Raw genomic sequence first — 14,732 nt, forward strand, 5'->3', positions numbered from 1 at the left:
GACTGCCGACCGCGTTTCGGGCCCCTGAACGGCGAACTCGAGGAATGAACCGGCGCTACCCGGAGATGTGTTCCAGCTCGTCGGCCGAAAAGTAGTTCTGAGTGACGTCGCTGACGCGCACCAGGTACTTCTGCCGCTTGTCGTCGACGTGCGCGACGGCGCCGACGCTGCCGGTCATCGTGGTGCCGGTGATCCGGACGGTCTCTCCCACCGCGAAGTCCTCCATGACCGACGACCCTAGCCGCGGAAACCGAGCACGGCAGGGCGCGGTTCGCCGCCGGACCTCAGCGGCTGGCCAGCCCCGCCTCGTGCGCCAGCAGCCCCGCCTGCGTCCGGTTCGCGCACTCCAGCTTCACCAGCATCCGCGACACGTAGCTCTTCACCGTGGCCTCCGCGAGGTGCAGGCGGGCGGCGATGTCCGCATTGGACAGTCCCTCGCCGAGGCAGGCCAGGACGTCGCGTTCGCGGTCGGTGAGGGCAGCGGTCAGGCGCAGCGCCGAGTCGGTGCGGGCGTGGCCGTCGGCCGAGAGCGCGACGAGGCGGCGGGCCGCGGAGGGGGACAGGACGGTGTGGCCGTCGGCCGCGACGCGGACGAGGCCGATGAGGTCTTCGGGCGGCGTGGACTTCACGAGGAAACCCGCGGCGCCCGCGCGCAGCGCCCGGATTACGTACGTGTCGGCGTCGAAGGTGGTCAGCGCGACGACCGCGGGCGGGTCCGGCAGCGCGACGATGCGGGCGATCGCCGTGAGACCGTCGACGCCCGGCATGCGCAGGTCCATGAGCACCACGTCGGGGCGGTGCCGGACAACGGCCTCGACCGCTTCGGCGCCGTCGGAAGCCGAAGCGACCACCGTGAGGTCCTCGGCGGAGCCCAGGATCGTGCGCAGGTGCGCGCAGACCATCGGCTCGTCGTCGGCCACGACCACCGTGATCACCGGGGAGCACCTTCCGTCGTCGGGACGTAGGCGGGAAGTATCGCACCGACGCGGAACCCGCCGCCGGGCTCGGGGCCGGACTCGAGCTGCCCGCCGACGAGCTCGACGCGCTGCCGCAGCCCGCTCAGCCCGGCGCCCGAGCCGCTGCCGGCGAGCGTCGGGTCGGGCGGCAGGCAACCGCGGGTGTTGGTGACGCACACGTCGAGGCCGCCGGAGTGGTACCGCAGCGTCACGGCGGCCGACGAACCCGGCGCGTGCTTGCGGACGTTCGTCAGTGCCTCCTGCACCACGCGGTACGCCGTGCGTGCCACCGTCGGCGACACCTGGTCCGGGTCGCCACTCACCGAAAGCTCCGTGGCCACGCCGACGGTCACCGACTCGGCCACCAGATCCGCCGGCGAAGCGACCGGGGCCGGGGAAGCGGCCGGGGGCTCGATGCTCGAACCGTCGCGCAGCACGCCCACCAGATCCCGCAGCTCGTCGAGCGCGTGCGCGCCCTCGCGGCGGATGTCCTCGGCCGCGGAGCGCACGGACGGGTCCGTCGACACCACGCCGAGCGCGCCCGCGTGCAGCACCATCAGGCTCAGCCGGTGGGTCACCACGTCGTGCATCTCGCCCGCGAGCCGCCGCCGTTCCTCGGCGCGAGCCTGCTCCGCGAGCAGGTGCTGCTCGCGTTCGGCGCGCTCGGCCCGGTCGCGCAGCGAACGCAGCAGGTCCCGGCGCGCCACGAAGTACAGCGCCACCGCCACCGGCAGCGCGGTGCTCAGCAGCCCGAACGGCGTCGTGTTCCACGCCGGGTCCCACGGTCTCGTCGCCAGCACCGCCAGCACCCCGCCGATCCACAACAGGCGCCGCCGGTCCATCACGCGCGGGAGCTGGCTCAGCACCAGCGGCGTGATGGTGGGCACCGTCATCAGGCTCGGCTGGTGCGCGGGGACCAGCAGCCCGGGCCAGAACAGGTCCGACGCCAGCATCGCCAGCGAGGCCACCACGAGCACCCCGGCCACCGCGTCGGGGAAGCGGAACACCGCCAGCAGCGTGAAGTCGCAGGCGAGCCGCAGCACCAGCCCGGCGTAGGGCCCGAAGACCCCGCTCGTCGGCCCGGCCCAGTGCAACGCGAAGTCGAGCCCGGCGAACACGAGCGCCGCGACCAGCAGCCAAACCAGGTCGACCGGCCGGGGCCAGGCTCCACGCCGTACTTCGCTCACCCTGGTCACGGTAACGGCTGGTCCGGACCGCCGCGGCGCAACCGCACCGGCCGGGGGAGGACCCGCGACGAAAGTTGCGCGCGGGACAACGTTCGTCGTCCGCATCGGCTACCGATCACCGTTACGCGGAACCGGGCCGGCGCGGTGGACTCGGATCATGACGAGCCTCAGAACGAGCCGCGAGACCAGTACGGGGGAGATCGCCCCGTTCGCCCGGCTGCCGGTGCTCACCGTGGCCGTGCTGGCGGCGGCGCTGCTCGTGGTCACGAGCGTCCGCTACGCGCACGGGTTCGACGAGCTCTACTTCCTGGTGGCTGGTCGAGATCATCCGGCCTGGGGGTATTTCGACCAGCCACCGCTCGTCCCGCTGCTCGCGGGCACGCTCGACCGCCTGTTCCCCGGTTCGCTGCTCGCGTTCCGGCTGCCGATGGCGCTCGCGGTCGGCGCCGGCGTGGTGATCACCGCGCTGATCGCCCGCGAACTGGGTGGCCGCCCTCCCGCGCAGCTGATGGCGGCCGGGCTGTCCGCCACGTCCAACCTGGTGATCCTCAGCCACTGGGTCTCCACCTACGCGCTGGACCCGTTCTTGTGGACGGTTGTCGTATTCCTGCTGGTCCGCTGGACCCGCACGCGCCGCGACGGCCTGCTCGTGCGGGCGGGTGCGGTCACGGCGGTGTCGCTGGAGGTCAAGTTCCTGATCCCCGCGCTGTGGGCCGCCGTGCTCGTCTCGGCCGCGATTCTCGGTCCACGCCGCCTGCTCAGCCGCCCGAAACTGTGGCTGGGCGCGCTGATCGCGGTGGTCGCCACGATCCCCGCGCTCGTCTGGCAGGCCACGAACGACTGGCCCTACACGCACATGTCCGGCGTCGTCGCCGCCGAGTTCCCCGGCTACTTCGCCTTCGCGCGCGACGGGCTGCTCGGCGCGGGCATGGGCGTCGGTGTGCTGGCGCTGCTCTACGGCGTGTGGCGCCTGTTCCGCTCGCCTTCGCTGCGGCCGTACCGCTATCTCGCCGTGGCATTGCTGCTGGTCGCCGTCGTGGTGCTGCTGACGCACGGCCGCTCGTACTACCTGATGAGCCTCTACGCGCTGCCGTTCGCGGCCGCGGCCACGGAGCTGAGCCGGCGGAAGCTGGTGCGCTGGTGGCGGCTCCCGGTGGGGATCGCGTTCGGGCTGTCGGCCGCCGTCACCGTGGCCGCGCTGCCGGTTTGGCCGGCGTCGGTCACGGCGACGTCGTTCGGGCCGTTCTCGCTCGGCACGGTGTTCGCGGGCGGGGAGACGGCGCAGAAGCAGGTCGCCGACGTCGTCGGGCAGACGTACTCGGCGCTGCCACCCGCGGTGAAGGCGCAGACGGCGGTGTACGCGGAGATCTACCCGTTCGCGGCGGCCGTCGAGTACTACGGCCCGCGGTACGGGATCACCGAAGTCTACAGTGGACACCGCGGCTACTGGTACTTCGACCGGCCACCGGACCGGGCGCGGGACGTGCTTTTCACCGGCTTCGACCCGACGCTGCTGAAGCCCTACTTCGCGTCGGTGACCGAGGTCGTGCCGGGACTCGTGTGGCTCTACTCGGGAAGGACTCAATCGTGGGACCGGATCTGGCCGCTGGTGAAGCGCCAATGACTCGCTCGCTGGCCGCCCAGGCCTACCTGCTCGCGTGCGACCCGGACACGGGCCGCATCGGGAGGCGCAGCCGCGCCGCGCTGCTCGTGCGCGCGTCCGCCGTCACCGACCTGCTGCTGCGCGGGCACCTGACGGTCACCGGCGGCCGCATCTCGGCGACCGGCCGCGGCCCCACCGGCGACCTGCTGCTCGACGACCTGCTCACCGACCTCACCGACACGGGCCCGACCGGCTGGCGCCGCCTGCTGCGCCGCGACTCGGGCGACACCCTGCATTCGCTGGAGCTGCAACTGGCCGCCGCGGGAATCCTGCGGCAGCACGTCACGCCGGTGCTGCGCCGGAAGGTCTTGCGCCTCGACGACCGGTCGCCGGCCGACGCGGCACGCGCCACTGTGGACCGAGCGCTGCGCGCGCCGCTGTCCGAAGTGGACACCCGCGCGGCCGCGCTCACCTCCCTCGCCGCCGCGGCGCAGGTGGGGTTCACCCGCCGCTCGTCCCACCGGCACGCCGCGCGCCTCGCCGAACTGGACGCCGCCGCGGGCTCGGCGGTGCCCGCGCTGCGCGGCCTGCTGCGCAGTCGCCGGGCGGTGATCATGTCGGGTGGAAGCTGAGTGAGTGGTCGGGCGACGGCCGATTCTGGCGATCGCACGCTCAGCTCGGCGGCTGCCGAAGCGCCGCAGCGAGCAGTCGAGCGGGTCGCTTCGGCGGCACCGAAGCATCGCGCGCGTAGGTTGCGGGCATGACTTCGTTCGCCGCGCTGCATGTGCCCGGGAAACCCTTGCTGCTGCCGAATGTGTGGGAGTTCGGGTTCGCGGCCGCGCTCGCCGCGGCGGGGTACCCGGCGGTCGGCACGACGAGTCTCGGCGTGTCGGCCGCCGCCGGGCTGGCCGACGGCGCTCCGGCCTCGCGGGCGGCGACGGTGGCGCTGACCCGCGCGCTGGCGCCGTTGGACGTGCTGGTGAGCGTCGACATCGCCGACGGCTTCAGCGTGGACCCGGGCGAGGTCGCCGACCTGGTCGCGGAGCTCGCCGAGGCGGGCGCCGTGGGCGTGAACCTCGAAGACGGCCGCGCCGACGGCACCCTCGCGCCGGTGGAGGTCCAGCGCGCACTGATCGCGGCTGTCCGCTCCTCGTCGCCCGGCGTTTTCCTGAACGCTCGCACCGACACCCACTGGCTCGGTGCCGGACCGGTTTCTCTCGCGGTCGAACGGGCCCTCGCCTACCGGGACGCCGGAGCCGACGGGGTGTTCGTCCCGGGCCTCGCCGACCCGGGAGAGGTCGCGGAGGTGGTGGCGGCGGTGGAGGTGCCGCTCAACGTCCTGTTCCTCCCAGGCCGCGGCACGCCGGCCGGCCTCGCCGAGCTGGGGGTGGCGAGGGTGAGCCTGGGCTCGACGCCCTACCGCGTCGCGCTGGCCGCCGCCCTGGCGACTGTGGACGCCGCCCGCGAAGGGACTTCGCTGCCACTGCCTCCGCCGTCCTACGCCGAGGTGGCGGGGTTGCTGCCGCCGCCGCGGTAGGCGGGTTCAGGCGGTCTCGGGGCGGGTACTCGGTCCCAGTTCATCCCGCTGATCCCGAGGAGGCCCGCCATCGCCACCGCAGTCCTGTTCGACGTCGACGGCACGCTCGTCGACTCGAACTACCTCCACGTCCACGCCTGGCGCCGGGCGTTCCACGAAGCCGGCCGGGCCGTCGACTCCTGGCGCGTGCACCGGGCGATCGGCATGGGCTCGGGCAAGCTGCTCGACACCCTGCTGGGTGAGGCGGACGCCGAGAAGATCGGCTCCGCGGTGAAGGACCGCCACAGCGCCCTCTACCGGGACCAGGCCGAGCTGCTGCGGGCGTTCGACCGGGCGCCGGACCTCATCCGCACGCTGGCCGGGCGTGGTGTGCGGGTCGTGCTGGCGACGTCGGCCGGGCCCGATGAGATCGACCTGCTCCGGCGGATCCTCGACGTGGACGACGTCATCTGGGGCATCGTCGCCGGCCACGACGTCGAAGCCACCAAACCGGATCCCGAACCGGTCCACGCGGCGATCGAGCGCGCCGGCACCGACCCCGGGCACACGCTCTTCGTCGGTGACTCGGTGTGGGACGTGGAGTCCGCGAACCGCGCCGGGCTGCACACGGTGGGGCTGCTTTCCGGCGGCGTCAGCGCGGCGGAACTGCGGGAGGCCGGCGCGGTCGCGATCTACGCCGACCCCGCGAGCCTGCTCGCCGGCCTCGACGACAGCCCGCTGGGCGCGCTGCTGCCCCCCTCTTGACGCCCGGCGATCATGCTCTCCGCAGGCCCTTGACGACGTCGAACGCCGTCTCACCGCATTCGGCTGAAGGCGCTCAGCGCGGTGAACTACCGTATGTGCCCGTGGTCGGTCCCCCATTCACCCCCGGTCCCTCGGACACGGCGCCGCTCGCTGCGGTGCCCGCGCACCCGGGGTCGCCGCCCGGCAGTAGCGCGGGCCCAGGCCAAATCCCAACCCCGCCGCGGGACACCAAGACGTTGCTCCTGCGTGGCGCGGGGCTGGTCGTGATCGCCGTCGTGGCGGGGCTGGTCTGGTTTCTCATCCGGCACGACAGCACGCCCGAAGCGGTGGCGCAGGATCCGGTGAAGACGAACCCTTTCGACTACAAGCTGGTGGAAGGCCCGAACAAGTCCACCGACTGCGTGGCGAAGGCCTACGACGACACCAAGAAGTTCTTCCAGACCAACCCGTGCTCCTCGCTCGCGCGCGGGCTCTACACGGTCGAATACGGCGACGCGAAGGCGCTCGTCTCCGTCGTCAAGGTGAGCATGCCGACCGCGGCGCAGGCGGGGCAGCTCAAGGCCCTGACCGACCGGGACGGCACCGGCAACGTGAACGACCTGGTGCGCGACGGCACCTACAAGGCCGCGGGCGCGCCCAAGGTGAGCGGCGATCAGGCGGAGTACGAATCGGCCGTCACGGGCACCGATGTCACCATCGTCCTCGCCGATTTCTACGCCAAGCACCGCGACGACGTGCTGCTCAAGCGCATCGCCACCGGTGCGCTGGACCTCGGCGCCGACCTGCACTGACCCCTTTCGGCAAAAGGGCCGTTCCCGCAGACACCGGGAACGGCCCTTTTTTCACCGCAAACTCAAGCCGCCGAAACCTAAGCGGGCTGCCCCGGCATCGCCAGCGCCGTCGGCTTCTCGCCCGCCTCTTGGCGCCACGGCGTGCCGCGCCGGGCCGCCGCGATCAGCGCCTGCAAAGCCATCTTCCGCAGCCCCGCGTCGTCCGTGTGGGTGACGACGCCGAGCCACGCGGCCGCGGAGTCCTCCTCGGCGCTCGCCACCAGTGCGGCGGCCGAGGCGGTGTCGTTGACCGGCTTCGGCGGCACGTACGCCGCCTCCGGGGCAACCGGCGTGCCGCCGGCGGCCTCGATCATCTGGGTGACGACGTCGCGGCGCGCGGTGTGCTCGGCGCGCCCGGCCTTGAGGGCGTCGCCGAACTCGCCCGGCAGGAAGGCCGTGACCAGCCCGTACACCCACAGCGCGGCGTGTTCCGAGGCCAGCGCTTTCTGCAGGGGGTCGACGGCGTCGGACGCGGCGGTGCCGGCCGGCGCGACCACGGCCTGGGCGTCTTCGCCGGGCCCGAGCGAGGCGAGGCGCTGCAGGCTCGCGCAGCCCGCCGCGACGCCCGCGACCAGGCCGGCGCGGTAGGCGGGGAGGGTGGGCACGAGGTCCTCGGCCTGTTTGCGGGCCGTGGCCAGGCGCTCTTTGAACGCGCCGAGGTCGGCGGGCGCGGCCGGGGGCGCCGTGGTCGGCTTGGGCCGGTTCAGCCGGTCCACCTCGGGTTTCAGGGCGGCGGCCTGGGCGGCGCGCGCGTCGGCGACCTGCCCGGCGACGCCGCCGCCGAGGGCTCTGGCCGCGGCGGCGTCCGTGTCGGCGGCGGACAGCAGCGGCGCGAGCGGGTCGGGGCTCTCGTCGTATCCCCCGGAACAGGCCACCAGCGGGAGGGCCAAGGCGGCGACGGCGCCCAGGCGCAGAACGCCGCGCCGGGAAAGGTCGGTCGGTCTTGCGGTCACGTCGGCCCATCCTGCCAGGCCCGGCACCGCCGCTCGCGCGTCCCCGCGGGGGCGCAGGATAAGCTGGTCCACCACCGACCACTGTCGTGACCAGCCCGCGTCACCTCGGCCGAACAGGAGTGCTCCACGTGCCCAACGAACTCGCCAGCCGGCTTCAGCCGATAGTGGCCGAAGCCGTCACCGCCGCGGGTTTCGACCTCGACTCGTTCGAGGTGCAGCAGGCCGGCCGCAAGCAGCTGGTCAAGGTCGTCGTCGACTCCGACGACGGGGTCGGGCTGGACGAGGTCGCCGAGATCAGCCGCAAGGTGTCGGCGACGCTCGACGAGAACGAGCACGTGCTCGCGAGCGCCTACACCCTCGAGGTCACCTCGCCGGGGCTGGACCGCCCACTCTCGCAGCCGCGCCACTGGCGGCGCGCGAAGTTCCGCCTGGTCCGCATCACGCCCGCGGAAGGCGCCGAGTTCGTCGCGCGGGTGGGCCACGCCGGCGAAGAGCGCGTGACCGTGCTCCTCGAGGGCCGGCTGAAGGACGTGCACTACAAGTCGGTGGCGAAGGCCGTGGTGGAGATCGAGTTCAAGCAACCACCGGTCGACGAGCTCAAACTGTTGGAAGAAGACGCGTCCGGCAAGCGCAGCACCCCTGCCGGCCAGACGGAAGCGAAGGAGGAGCCGAAGTGAACGTGGACATCGCCGCGCTGCGGGCGATCGAACGGGACAAGGACATCCCCTTCGACACGGTGATCGAGGCCATCGAGACGGCCCTGCTCACCGCCTACAAGCACACGGAGGGGCACCAGCCCCACGCGCGCATCGACATCGACAAGAAGACCGGCCTCGTCCGCGTCCTCGCGCACACCCTCACCCCCGAGGGTGAGGTCGACGAGGAGTGGGACGACACGCCGGAGGGCTTCGGCCGGATCGCCGCGACGACCGCCCGCCAGGTCATCCTGCAGCGGTTGCGCGACGCCGAGCACGAGAAGACCTTCGGCGAGTTCTCCGCCAAGGAGGGCGAGATCGTGGCCGGCGTGGTGCAGCGCGACGCGCGCGCCAATGCCCGCGGCATGGTCGTGGTCCAGGTCGGTGACACGGAGGGGATCCTGCCCTCGGGTGAGCAGGTCGCGGGGGAGTCCTACGAGCACGGCACGCGCCTCAAGGCGTTCGTGGTCGGGGTCTCGCGGAGCAACCGCGGGCCGCAGATCATGCTCTCGCGCACGCACCCGAACCTGGTGCGCAAGCTCTTCGCGCTCGAGGTGCCCGAGATCGCCGACGGCACCGTCGAGATCGCGGCTGTGGCGCGCGAATCGGGGCACCGCACCAAGATCGCGGTGCGCTCCACCGTGCCCGGGGTGAACGCCAAGGGCGCCTGCATCGGCCCGATGGGCGCGCGCGTGCGCAACGTGATGAGCGAGCTGGCCGGCGAGAAGATCGACATCATCGACTACTCGGAGGATCCGGCCCGCTTCGTGGGGAATGCATTGTCCCCGGCGAAGGTTGTTTCGGTACGTGTCGTGGACGAGCGGGCGAAGACGGCCCGCGTCGTCGTGCCCGATTTCCAGCTCTCGCTCGCCATCGGCAAGGAGGGCCAGAACGCGCGGCTCGCGGCCCGGCTCACGGGCTGGCGCATCGACATTCGCAGCGACGCCGCACCCGCCGAACCGGTGGGTGATCAAGACCACGCCGGACAGGCGCGGCCCGCCGCGACAACCGGTTCGGCTGAGTGAAGGTCGAAGCGCTAGACTCATCATTGGTTCAGGGTCCGCCGCGGGGATGTGGCGACACGACCGACCTCCAGCGCCACCGGCACTTCCCGGTTCGCACGTGTGTCGGTTGCCGGCAGCGGGTCCTGATCGGTGAGCTGCTGCGAGTGGTCGCGGTGGCCGGACGGTTGGTCGTCGACGAAGGTCGGCGGCTGCCGGGGCGGGGCGCGTGGCTGCACCCCGCACCGGGTTGTCTGGCCAAGGCCGAGCGGAAGCGGGCATTTCCCCGGGCACTTCGGGCCCAGGGCACGCTCGAAGCCGCAGGGCTGCGTGAGCACGTGGCATTCGCGGCGCCCACTACGGAGATCGGTTCCGGGACACACCTGGAACCGCAGTGAAACAAGGAAGCAGGTCGACCCGTCATGAGTCAGCCGTGAAGCCGACGCCATGAACGCGCGACGATAAGGACGAGGTCAGCGGGTCTCTTCACCGCCTGGCCTCCCCTAGATGAGGAGAGCTGTGCCAGGCAAGGCCCGTGTACACGAGCTCGCGAAAGAGCTCGGCATCACCAGCAAGGAAGTTCTCGCGAAGCTCAAGGAGCAGGGCGAGTTCGTCAAGTCCGCGTCATCCACGGTCGAGGCGCCCGTCGCCCGCCGTCTGCGTGACGCATACCCCGCCAAGGGCGGGAAGAAGTCCGGCCCGACGCCCGGCCCGCGGCCCATGCCGCCCGCCGCCAGCTCGGGCAACTCGAACGCTGCCGCGCCCGCTCCGCAGGCCCCCCGGCCCGCGGCCGCGCCCGCTCCGCAGCAGACCCAGCAGCAGGCGCCGGCCGCCAAGGCCGCTCCGTCCGCCGCTCCGCAGCAGTCCGGCCCGCGTCCGGCCACCCCGGGCAGCCGTCCCGGTCCGGGCCCGCGTCCCGGCCCGCGCCCGGCCACCCCGGCTCCGGCGCAGCCGCAGCAGCAGGAACCGCAGCCCCAGGTGCAGGCCCCCGCGGCCAAGGCCGAGCCGTCCGGTGGCAGCACCGCGGCGTCGAAGCCCGCTCCGAAGCAGGACGCCGCTTCGTCGTCCTCGTCCGGCTCGGTCGTGCCGCCGAAGCCGCAGGGCCCCAAGCCCGGCGGTCCCAAGCCCGGCCCGCGCACCCCGCGCGTCGGCAACAACCCGTTCGGCGTCGGTTCCGGCGCCCCGGCCCCGCGTCCGCCGGCCCAGCGCCCCGGTCCGGGTCAGGGCGGCGACAACCGTCCGCCGCGTCCCGGCGGTGCCGGTGGCGGCGGTGACCGGCCCGCGCCGCGTCCCGGCGGTGGCGCCGGTGGCAACCGGCCGAGCCCGGGCAACATGCCCCCGCGGCCGAACCCCGGCATGATGCCGGGCCGCACCCCGCGTCCGGCCGGCCCGGGCGGTGGCGCCCGTGGTGGCCCCGGCGGCGGTGCCCGTGGCGGTCCCGGTGGCGGCGGTCGTCCCGGTGGCGGCGGCGGTGGCGGCGGTTTCCGTCCTGGTGGCGGCGGCGGTGGCGGTGGCTTCCGCGGCGGTCCCGGTGGCGGTGGCGGCGGTGGCGGCTTCCGTCCTGGTGGCGGCACTGGTGCTCCTGCCGGCGGTGGCGGTGGCTTCCGTGGTGGCGGCGGCGGTCGTGGCGGTCCCGGTGGCCGTGGCGGTACCGCGGGTGCCTTCGGGCGTCCCGGTGGTCCCTCGCGCAAGGGTCGCAAGTCGAAGCGGCAGAAGCGCCAGGAGTACATGGACAACATGCAGGCGCCCAGCGTCGGCGGCGTCCGCCTGCCCAAGGGCCAGGGCGAGACGATCCGGCTGCCGCGTGGTGCCTCGCTGACCGACTTCGCCGAGAAGATCGACGCCAACCCGGCTTCGCTGGTGCAGGTGCTCTTCCACCTCGGCGAGATGGTCACGGCGACGCAGTCCGTGTCCGACGACATCCTCGAGCTGCTCGGCGGCGAGATGAACTACGTCGTCCAGGTCGTGTCCCCCGAGGAGGAGGACCGCGAGCTGCTGGAGACGTTCGACATCACCTATGGCGACGACGCCGGTGGCGAGGAGGACCTGCGGGTCCGGCCGCCGGTCGTGACCATCATGGGTCACGTCGACCACGGTAAGACCCGCCTGCTGGACACGATCCGGAAGACGAAGGTGCGCGAGAGTGAAGCCGGTGGCATCACCCAGCACATCGGCGCCTACCAGATCGAGACCGAGCTCGAGGGCACGCCGCGGCTGATCACCTTCATCGACACCCCGGGTCACGAGGCGTTCACCGCCATGCGTGCCCGTGGTGCGAACTCGACGGACATCGCGGTGATCGTGGTGGCCGCCGACGACGGGGTCATGCCGCAGACGGTCGAGGCGATCAACCACGCGCAGGCCGCCAAGGCGCCGATCGTGGTCGCGGTCAACAAGATCGACAAGGAAGGCGCCAACCCGCAGAAGATCCGCCAGCAGCTCACCGAGTACAACCTGGTCGCCGAGGAGTACGGCGGCGACACGATGTTCGTGGACATCTCCGCACGGGAGAACATCAACATCGACGGGCTGCTCGAGGCGATCCTGCTGACGGCCGACGCGGCGCTGGACCTCCGGGCCAACCCGGACATGGAGGCCCAGGGTGTCGCGATCGAGGCGCACCTCGACCGCGGTCGCGGTCCGGTGGCCACGGTGCTGGTGCAGCGAGGCACGCTGCGCGTCGGCGATTCCGTCGTCGCGGGCGACGCCTACGGCCGCGTCCGCCGCATGGTGGACGAGCACAACGTGGACGTCACCGAGGCGCTGCCCTCGCGTCCCGTCCAGGTCATCGGGTTCACCTCGGTGCCGGGCGCGGGCGACACCTTCCTGGTGGTCGACGAGGACCGCGTCGCCCGGCAGATCGCCGAGCGCCGCTCCGCTCGCACGCGCAACGCGCTCAACGCGTCGCGCCGCAAGCGGGTCAGCCTCGAGGACCTCGACTCCGCCTTGAAGGAGACGAGCAGCCTCAACCTGATCATCAAGGGTGACAACTCGGGTACCGTCGAGGCGCTCGAGGCGGCACTGCTGCAGCTGGACGTCGGCGACGACGTCGAGCTGAACGTGGTGCACCGCGGTGTCGGTGGCGTGACCGAGTCGGACATCGACCTGGCGACCGCGTCCGACGCGATCGTGCTCGGGTTCAACGTCCGGGCCCAGGGCAAGGCGACCGAGCGGGCCACCCGCGAGGGCGTCGACGTCCGGTACTACACGGTCATCTACCAGGCGATCGACGAGATCGAGCAGGCCCTCAAGGGCATGCTCAAGCCGGAGTTCGAGGAGGTGGAGCTCGGCCGCGCCGAGGTCCGCGACGTGTTCAAGTCCTCGAAGATCGGCACGATCGCGGGTTGCCTGGTCATGTCCGGCGAGATCCGGCGCAACGCCAAGGCGCGCCTGCTCCGCGACGGCACCGTCATCGCCGAGAACCTGCCGATCAGCTCGCTGCGGCGGTTCAAGGACGACGTGGTCGAGGTCCGTGAAGGGTACGAATGCGGTCTGACGCTGGGTTCGTACAGTGACATCAAGGTCGACGACGTGATCGAGACCTACGAGCAGCGGGAGAAGCCCCGTTCGTAACGGCTAGTGGGGAGAGGGGCGTGCTCGCAGGCTGCGCCCGCCCCTCTCCCGCCGTCACGGTGTTTCTTGGGGGTCGCACCTCCGAACCCCCGCCAGGGGCAAGCCCCCTGGACCCTCGCTGTTCTCACGTTTGTCCTTGAAGGAGACTATGTACGTCGGAGCTCTCGAGCTCGACATCCTGCTCGACGATGTTCACTCGTTGAAGCAGAAGCGGTCCGTGATCAAACCGGTGGTGGCGGAGGTGCGCAAACGCTTCGCCGTCTCGGTGGCCGAAGCCGGTCACCTTGACCTCCACCGGCGAGCCCTCATCGGGGTGGCCGTCGTCGCCGCGGGTGGCGAGCACGTCCGGGACGTGCTCGACTCGTGCGAGCGGTTCGTGGCCTCGCGACCGGAGTTCGCCCTGCTGTCGGCACACCGCCGGGTGCTGGGACCGGACGACTAGACCGGAGACATTTCAGAAGGGGACGTTCCCATGGCCGATCCTGCTCGGGCTCGCAAGCTCGCCAAGCGGATCTCGCAGATCGTGGCGTCGGCGATCGAGCACGACATCAAGGACCCGCGGCTCGGTGCGGTGACCGTCACGGACACCAAGATCACCGCGGACCTGCACGACGCCACGGTGTACTACACGGTGCTGGGCGAGAACCTCGACTCGGCACCGGACTTCGCGGGCGCCGCGGCGGCGCTGGAGTCCGCGCGCGGGGTCCTGCGCACCAAGGTCGGGCAGGGCACCGGTGTCCGCTACACCCCGACTCTCACCTTCGTCGCCGACAGCATCCCCGACGACGCGCGCCGCATCGAGGAACTCCTCGCCAAGGCCCGCGAGGCCGACGCCGAGGTGGCCCGCCGGGCCACGGGCGCCCAGCACGCCGGCGACGCGGACCCGTACAAGGCCCCGCGCGAAGACGAGGACGAGACCGACCTCGACCACGACCTCGCCGAAGCCGAAGAGGAGACCCGAGGCTGAAGCGCTCCGGAGGACCCTCGACGTCCCACGACGCGGCGCGCTGTTCGGTGGCGCCGCGCCGTTCGTCGCCACCTCCTCCGGGCGCTCCGCCCCGCTGGGTACGCCGCCCGCGGCTACCCCGCCCACCAGGCCGCCGGCCCTGAACGCACGACGTTCGGGGCCGGCGGTTTTTTTGTCCCTTCAGTCCACCGGCCGGGTGGCCGTCACCGCGTCGGTCAGGGCCTTCAGCAGGTCCAGCACCTGGGGCTGCAGCTCGTCGGGCAGCAAGTCCCACGCCGCGCGCTGGTTGTCGCGAAGGCGGGTGCGGGCGCGGTCCCAGTGGGCGCGGCCGCGGTCGGTGAGGGCGACGACGACGCGGCGGTCGTCGTGGGCGTGGGGGGTGCGGCGGACGAGGCCGGCGGACTCCAGGGCCTTCACCGAACGCGTGACGGTGGGCTGGGCGAGCTTCGCCTCCTGCGCGAGCTCGCCGATGGTCATGGCGCCCAGTCGGGCCAGGGGAGTCACCAGCTGGGCCTGCGAGTCGCTGAGGGCGGAGGCGGCCGCGGCCAGCGCGTCGAGGCGGGCGCGGTTGGTGCGCATGGCCGAGTACAGCGCGTTGCAGGCGTCGGCGAAGCGGTCGACGTCGGTGTCGGCGGGTTCGGTTGACCCGGAGGGCACGGTCACCCGGAAAGATTAGATCACCGAAG

16 protein-coding genes are annotated in these 14,732 nt (G+C 72.4%); 11 read left to right on the plus strand and 5 right to left on the minus strand.

The window, feature by feature from the left end; translation table 11 throughout:
* Positions 1-55: 55 nt before the first annotated feature.
* Genes QRX50_RS25065 through QRX50_RS25075 form a run of 3 tightly spaced genes read right to left on the minus strand, consistent with a single transcriptional unit; the run spans position 56 to position 2,143 of the window.
* Positions 56-226, minus strand: a complete 171-nt coding sequence (locus QRX50_RS25065; RefSeq protein ID WP_285965629.1) for a KOW domain-containing RNA-binding protein — start codon at positions 224-226, stop codon at positions 56-58.
* A gap of 58 nt (positions 227-284) precedes the next feature.
* Positions 285-935 carry a response regulator gene (locus tag QRX50_RS25070; protein WP_285965630.1) on the minus strand — a complete coding sequence of 217 codons (651 nt, stop codon included), beginning with the start codon at positions 933-935 and terminating at the stop codon, positions 285-287.
* Positions 932-2,143 carry a sensor histidine kinase gene (locus tag QRX50_RS25075; RefSeq protein WP_285965631.1) on the minus strand — a complete coding sequence of 404 codons (1,212 nt, stop codon included), beginning with the start codon at positions 2,141-2,143 and terminating at the stop codon, positions 932-934. The genes QRX50_RS25070 and QRX50_RS25075 overlap by 4 nt, the downstream gene beginning before the upstream one ends.
* 157 nt (positions 2,144-2,300) lie before the next feature.
* Here QRX50_RS25075 and QRX50_RS25080 point away from each other — a divergent pair, with 157 nt between their 5' ends.
* The 5 genes from QRX50_RS25080 (at position 2,301) to QRX50_RS25100 (ending at position 6,818) form a co-directional block, all read left to right on the plus strand.
* The gene (locus QRX50_RS25080) at positions 2,301-3,767 is read left to right on the plus strand and encodes an ArnT family glycosyltransferase (RefSeq protein ID WP_285965632.1); all 1,467 of its coding nucleotides are present in this window, start codon (positions 2,301-2,303) and stop codon (positions 3,765-3,767) included.
* A complete protein-coding gene (locus QRX50_RS25085; RefSeq protein ID WP_285965633.1) occupies positions 3,764-4,378 on the plus strand; it encodes a GPP34 family phosphoprotein in 615 nt (204 codons plus the stop codon). The genes QRX50_RS25080 and QRX50_RS25085 overlap by 4 nt, the downstream gene beginning before the upstream one ends.
* A 128-nt stretch (positions 4,379-4,506) precedes the next feature.
* The gene (locus QRX50_RS25090) at positions 4,507-5,283 is read left to right on the plus strand and encodes an isocitrate lyase/PEP mutase family protein (protein ID WP_285965634.1); all 777 of its coding nucleotides are present in this window, start codon (positions 4,507-4,509) and stop codon (positions 5,281-5,283) included.
* Positions 5,284-5,367: 84 nt separating this feature from the next.
* Complete coding sequence (locus tag QRX50_RS25095) at positions 5,368-6,027, plus strand: HAD family hydrolase (RefSeq protein ID WP_285974549.1); 660 nt, start codon at positions 5,368-5,370, stop codon at positions 6,025-6,027.
* 236 nt (positions 6,028-6,263) lie between these two features.
* Complete coding sequence (locus QRX50_RS25100; RefSeq protein WP_434533135.1) at positions 6,264-6,818, plus strand: hypothetical protein; 555 nt, start codon at positions 6,264-6,266, stop codon at positions 6,816-6,818.
* A gap of 77 nt (positions 6,819-6,895) precedes the next feature.
* Here the strand turns inward: QRX50_RS25100 and QRX50_RS25105 are convergent, their stop codons facing one another.
* Positions 6,896-7,810: a ferritin-like domain-containing protein gene (locus QRX50_RS25105; protein ID WP_285965635.1), complete on the minus strand. Its 915-nt coding sequence runs from the start codon at positions 7,808-7,810 to the stop codon at positions 6,896-6,898.
* 128 nt (positions 7,811-7,938) lie between these two features.
* Here QRX50_RS25105 and rimP point away from each other — a divergent pair, with 128 nt between their 5' ends.
* The 6 genes from rimP (at position 7,939) to rbfA (ending at position 14,046) form a co-directional block, all read left to right on the plus strand.
* On the plus strand, positions 7,939-8,487 hold the full coding sequence (rimP, locus tag QRX50_RS25110; protein WP_285965636.1) for a ribosome maturation factor RimP: 549 nt from the start codon (positions 7,939-7,941) through the stop codon (positions 8,485-8,487).
* Positions 8,484-9,530, plus strand: a complete 1,047-nt coding sequence (gene nusA / locus QRX50_RS25115) for a transcription termination factor NusA (RefSeq protein WP_285965637.1) — start codon at positions 8,484-8,486, stop codon at positions 9,528-9,530. The genes rimP and nusA overlap by 4 nt, the downstream gene beginning before the upstream one ends.
* A 152-nt stretch (positions 9,531-9,682) precedes the next feature.
* The gene (locus QRX50_RS25120; RefSeq protein ID WP_285965638.1) at positions 9,683-9,904 is read left to right on the plus strand and encodes a YlxR family protein; all 222 of its coding nucleotides are present in this window, start codon (positions 9,683-9,685) and stop codon (positions 9,902-9,904) included.
* A 121-nt stretch (positions 9,905-10,025) separates the two neighbouring features.
* Entirely contained in the window at positions 10,026-13,079 is a 3,054-nt protein-coding gene (gene infB, locus QRX50_RS25125) for a translation initiation factor IF-2 (RefSeq protein WP_285974551.1), read from the plus strand.
* Between the two features lie 148 nt (positions 13,080-13,227).
* Entirely contained in the window at positions 13,228-13,521 is a 294-nt protein-coding gene (locus tag QRX50_RS25130; protein WP_285965639.1) for a DUF503 domain-containing protein, read from the plus strand.
* Between the two features lie 30 nt (positions 13,522-13,551).
* Positions 13,552-14,046, plus strand: coding sequence for a 30S ribosome-binding factor RbfA (rbfA, locus tag QRX50_RS25135; protein WP_285965640.1), 495 nt, complete (start codon positions 13,552-13,554; stop codon positions 14,044-14,046).
* A gap of 180 nt (positions 14,047-14,226) precedes the next feature.
* Here the strand turns inward: rbfA and QRX50_RS25140 are convergent, their stop codons facing one another.
* Positions 14,227-14,709 (minus strand): MarR family winged helix-turn-helix transcriptional regulator, encoded by a 483-nt coding sequence (locus QRX50_RS25140; protein ID WP_285965641.1) that lies wholly within the window; start codon positions 14,707-14,709, stop codon positions 14,227-14,229.
* Positions 14,710-14,732 lie beyond the last annotated feature (23 nt).

Origin of the sequence: Amycolatopsis sp. 2-15, assembly GCF_030285625.1 — a bacterium.
GTDB classification, from domain to species: domain Bacteria; phylum Actinomycetota; class Actinomycetes; order Mycobacteriales; family Pseudonocardiaceae; genus Amycolatopsis; species Amycolatopsis carbonis.

Coding starts and splice junctions, on each gene's coding strand:
- QRX50_RS25065 (WP_285965629.1), bottom strand. CDS start 226: ATGGAGGACTTCGCGGTGGGAGAGACCGTCCGGATCACCGGCACCACG.
- QRX50_RS25085 (WP_285965633.1), top strand. CDS start 3,764: ATGACTCGCTCGCTGGCCGCCCAGGCCTACCTGCTCGCGTGCGACCCG.
- QRX50_RS25090 (WP_285965634.1), top strand. CDS start 4,507: ATGACTTCGTTCGCCGCGCTGCATGTGCCCGGGAAACCCTTGCTGCTG.
- QRX50_RS25080 (WP_285965632.1), top strand. CDS start 2,301: ATGACGAGCCTCAGAACGAGCCGCGAGACCAGTACGGGGGAGATCGCC.
- QRX50_RS25130 (WP_285965639.1), top strand. CDS start 13,228: ATGTACGTCGGAGCTCTCGAGCTCGACATCCTGCTCGACGATGTTCAC.
- rbfA (WP_285965640.1), top strand. CDS start 13,552: ATGGCCGATCCTGCTCGGGCTCGCAAGCTCGCCAAGCGGATCTCGCAG.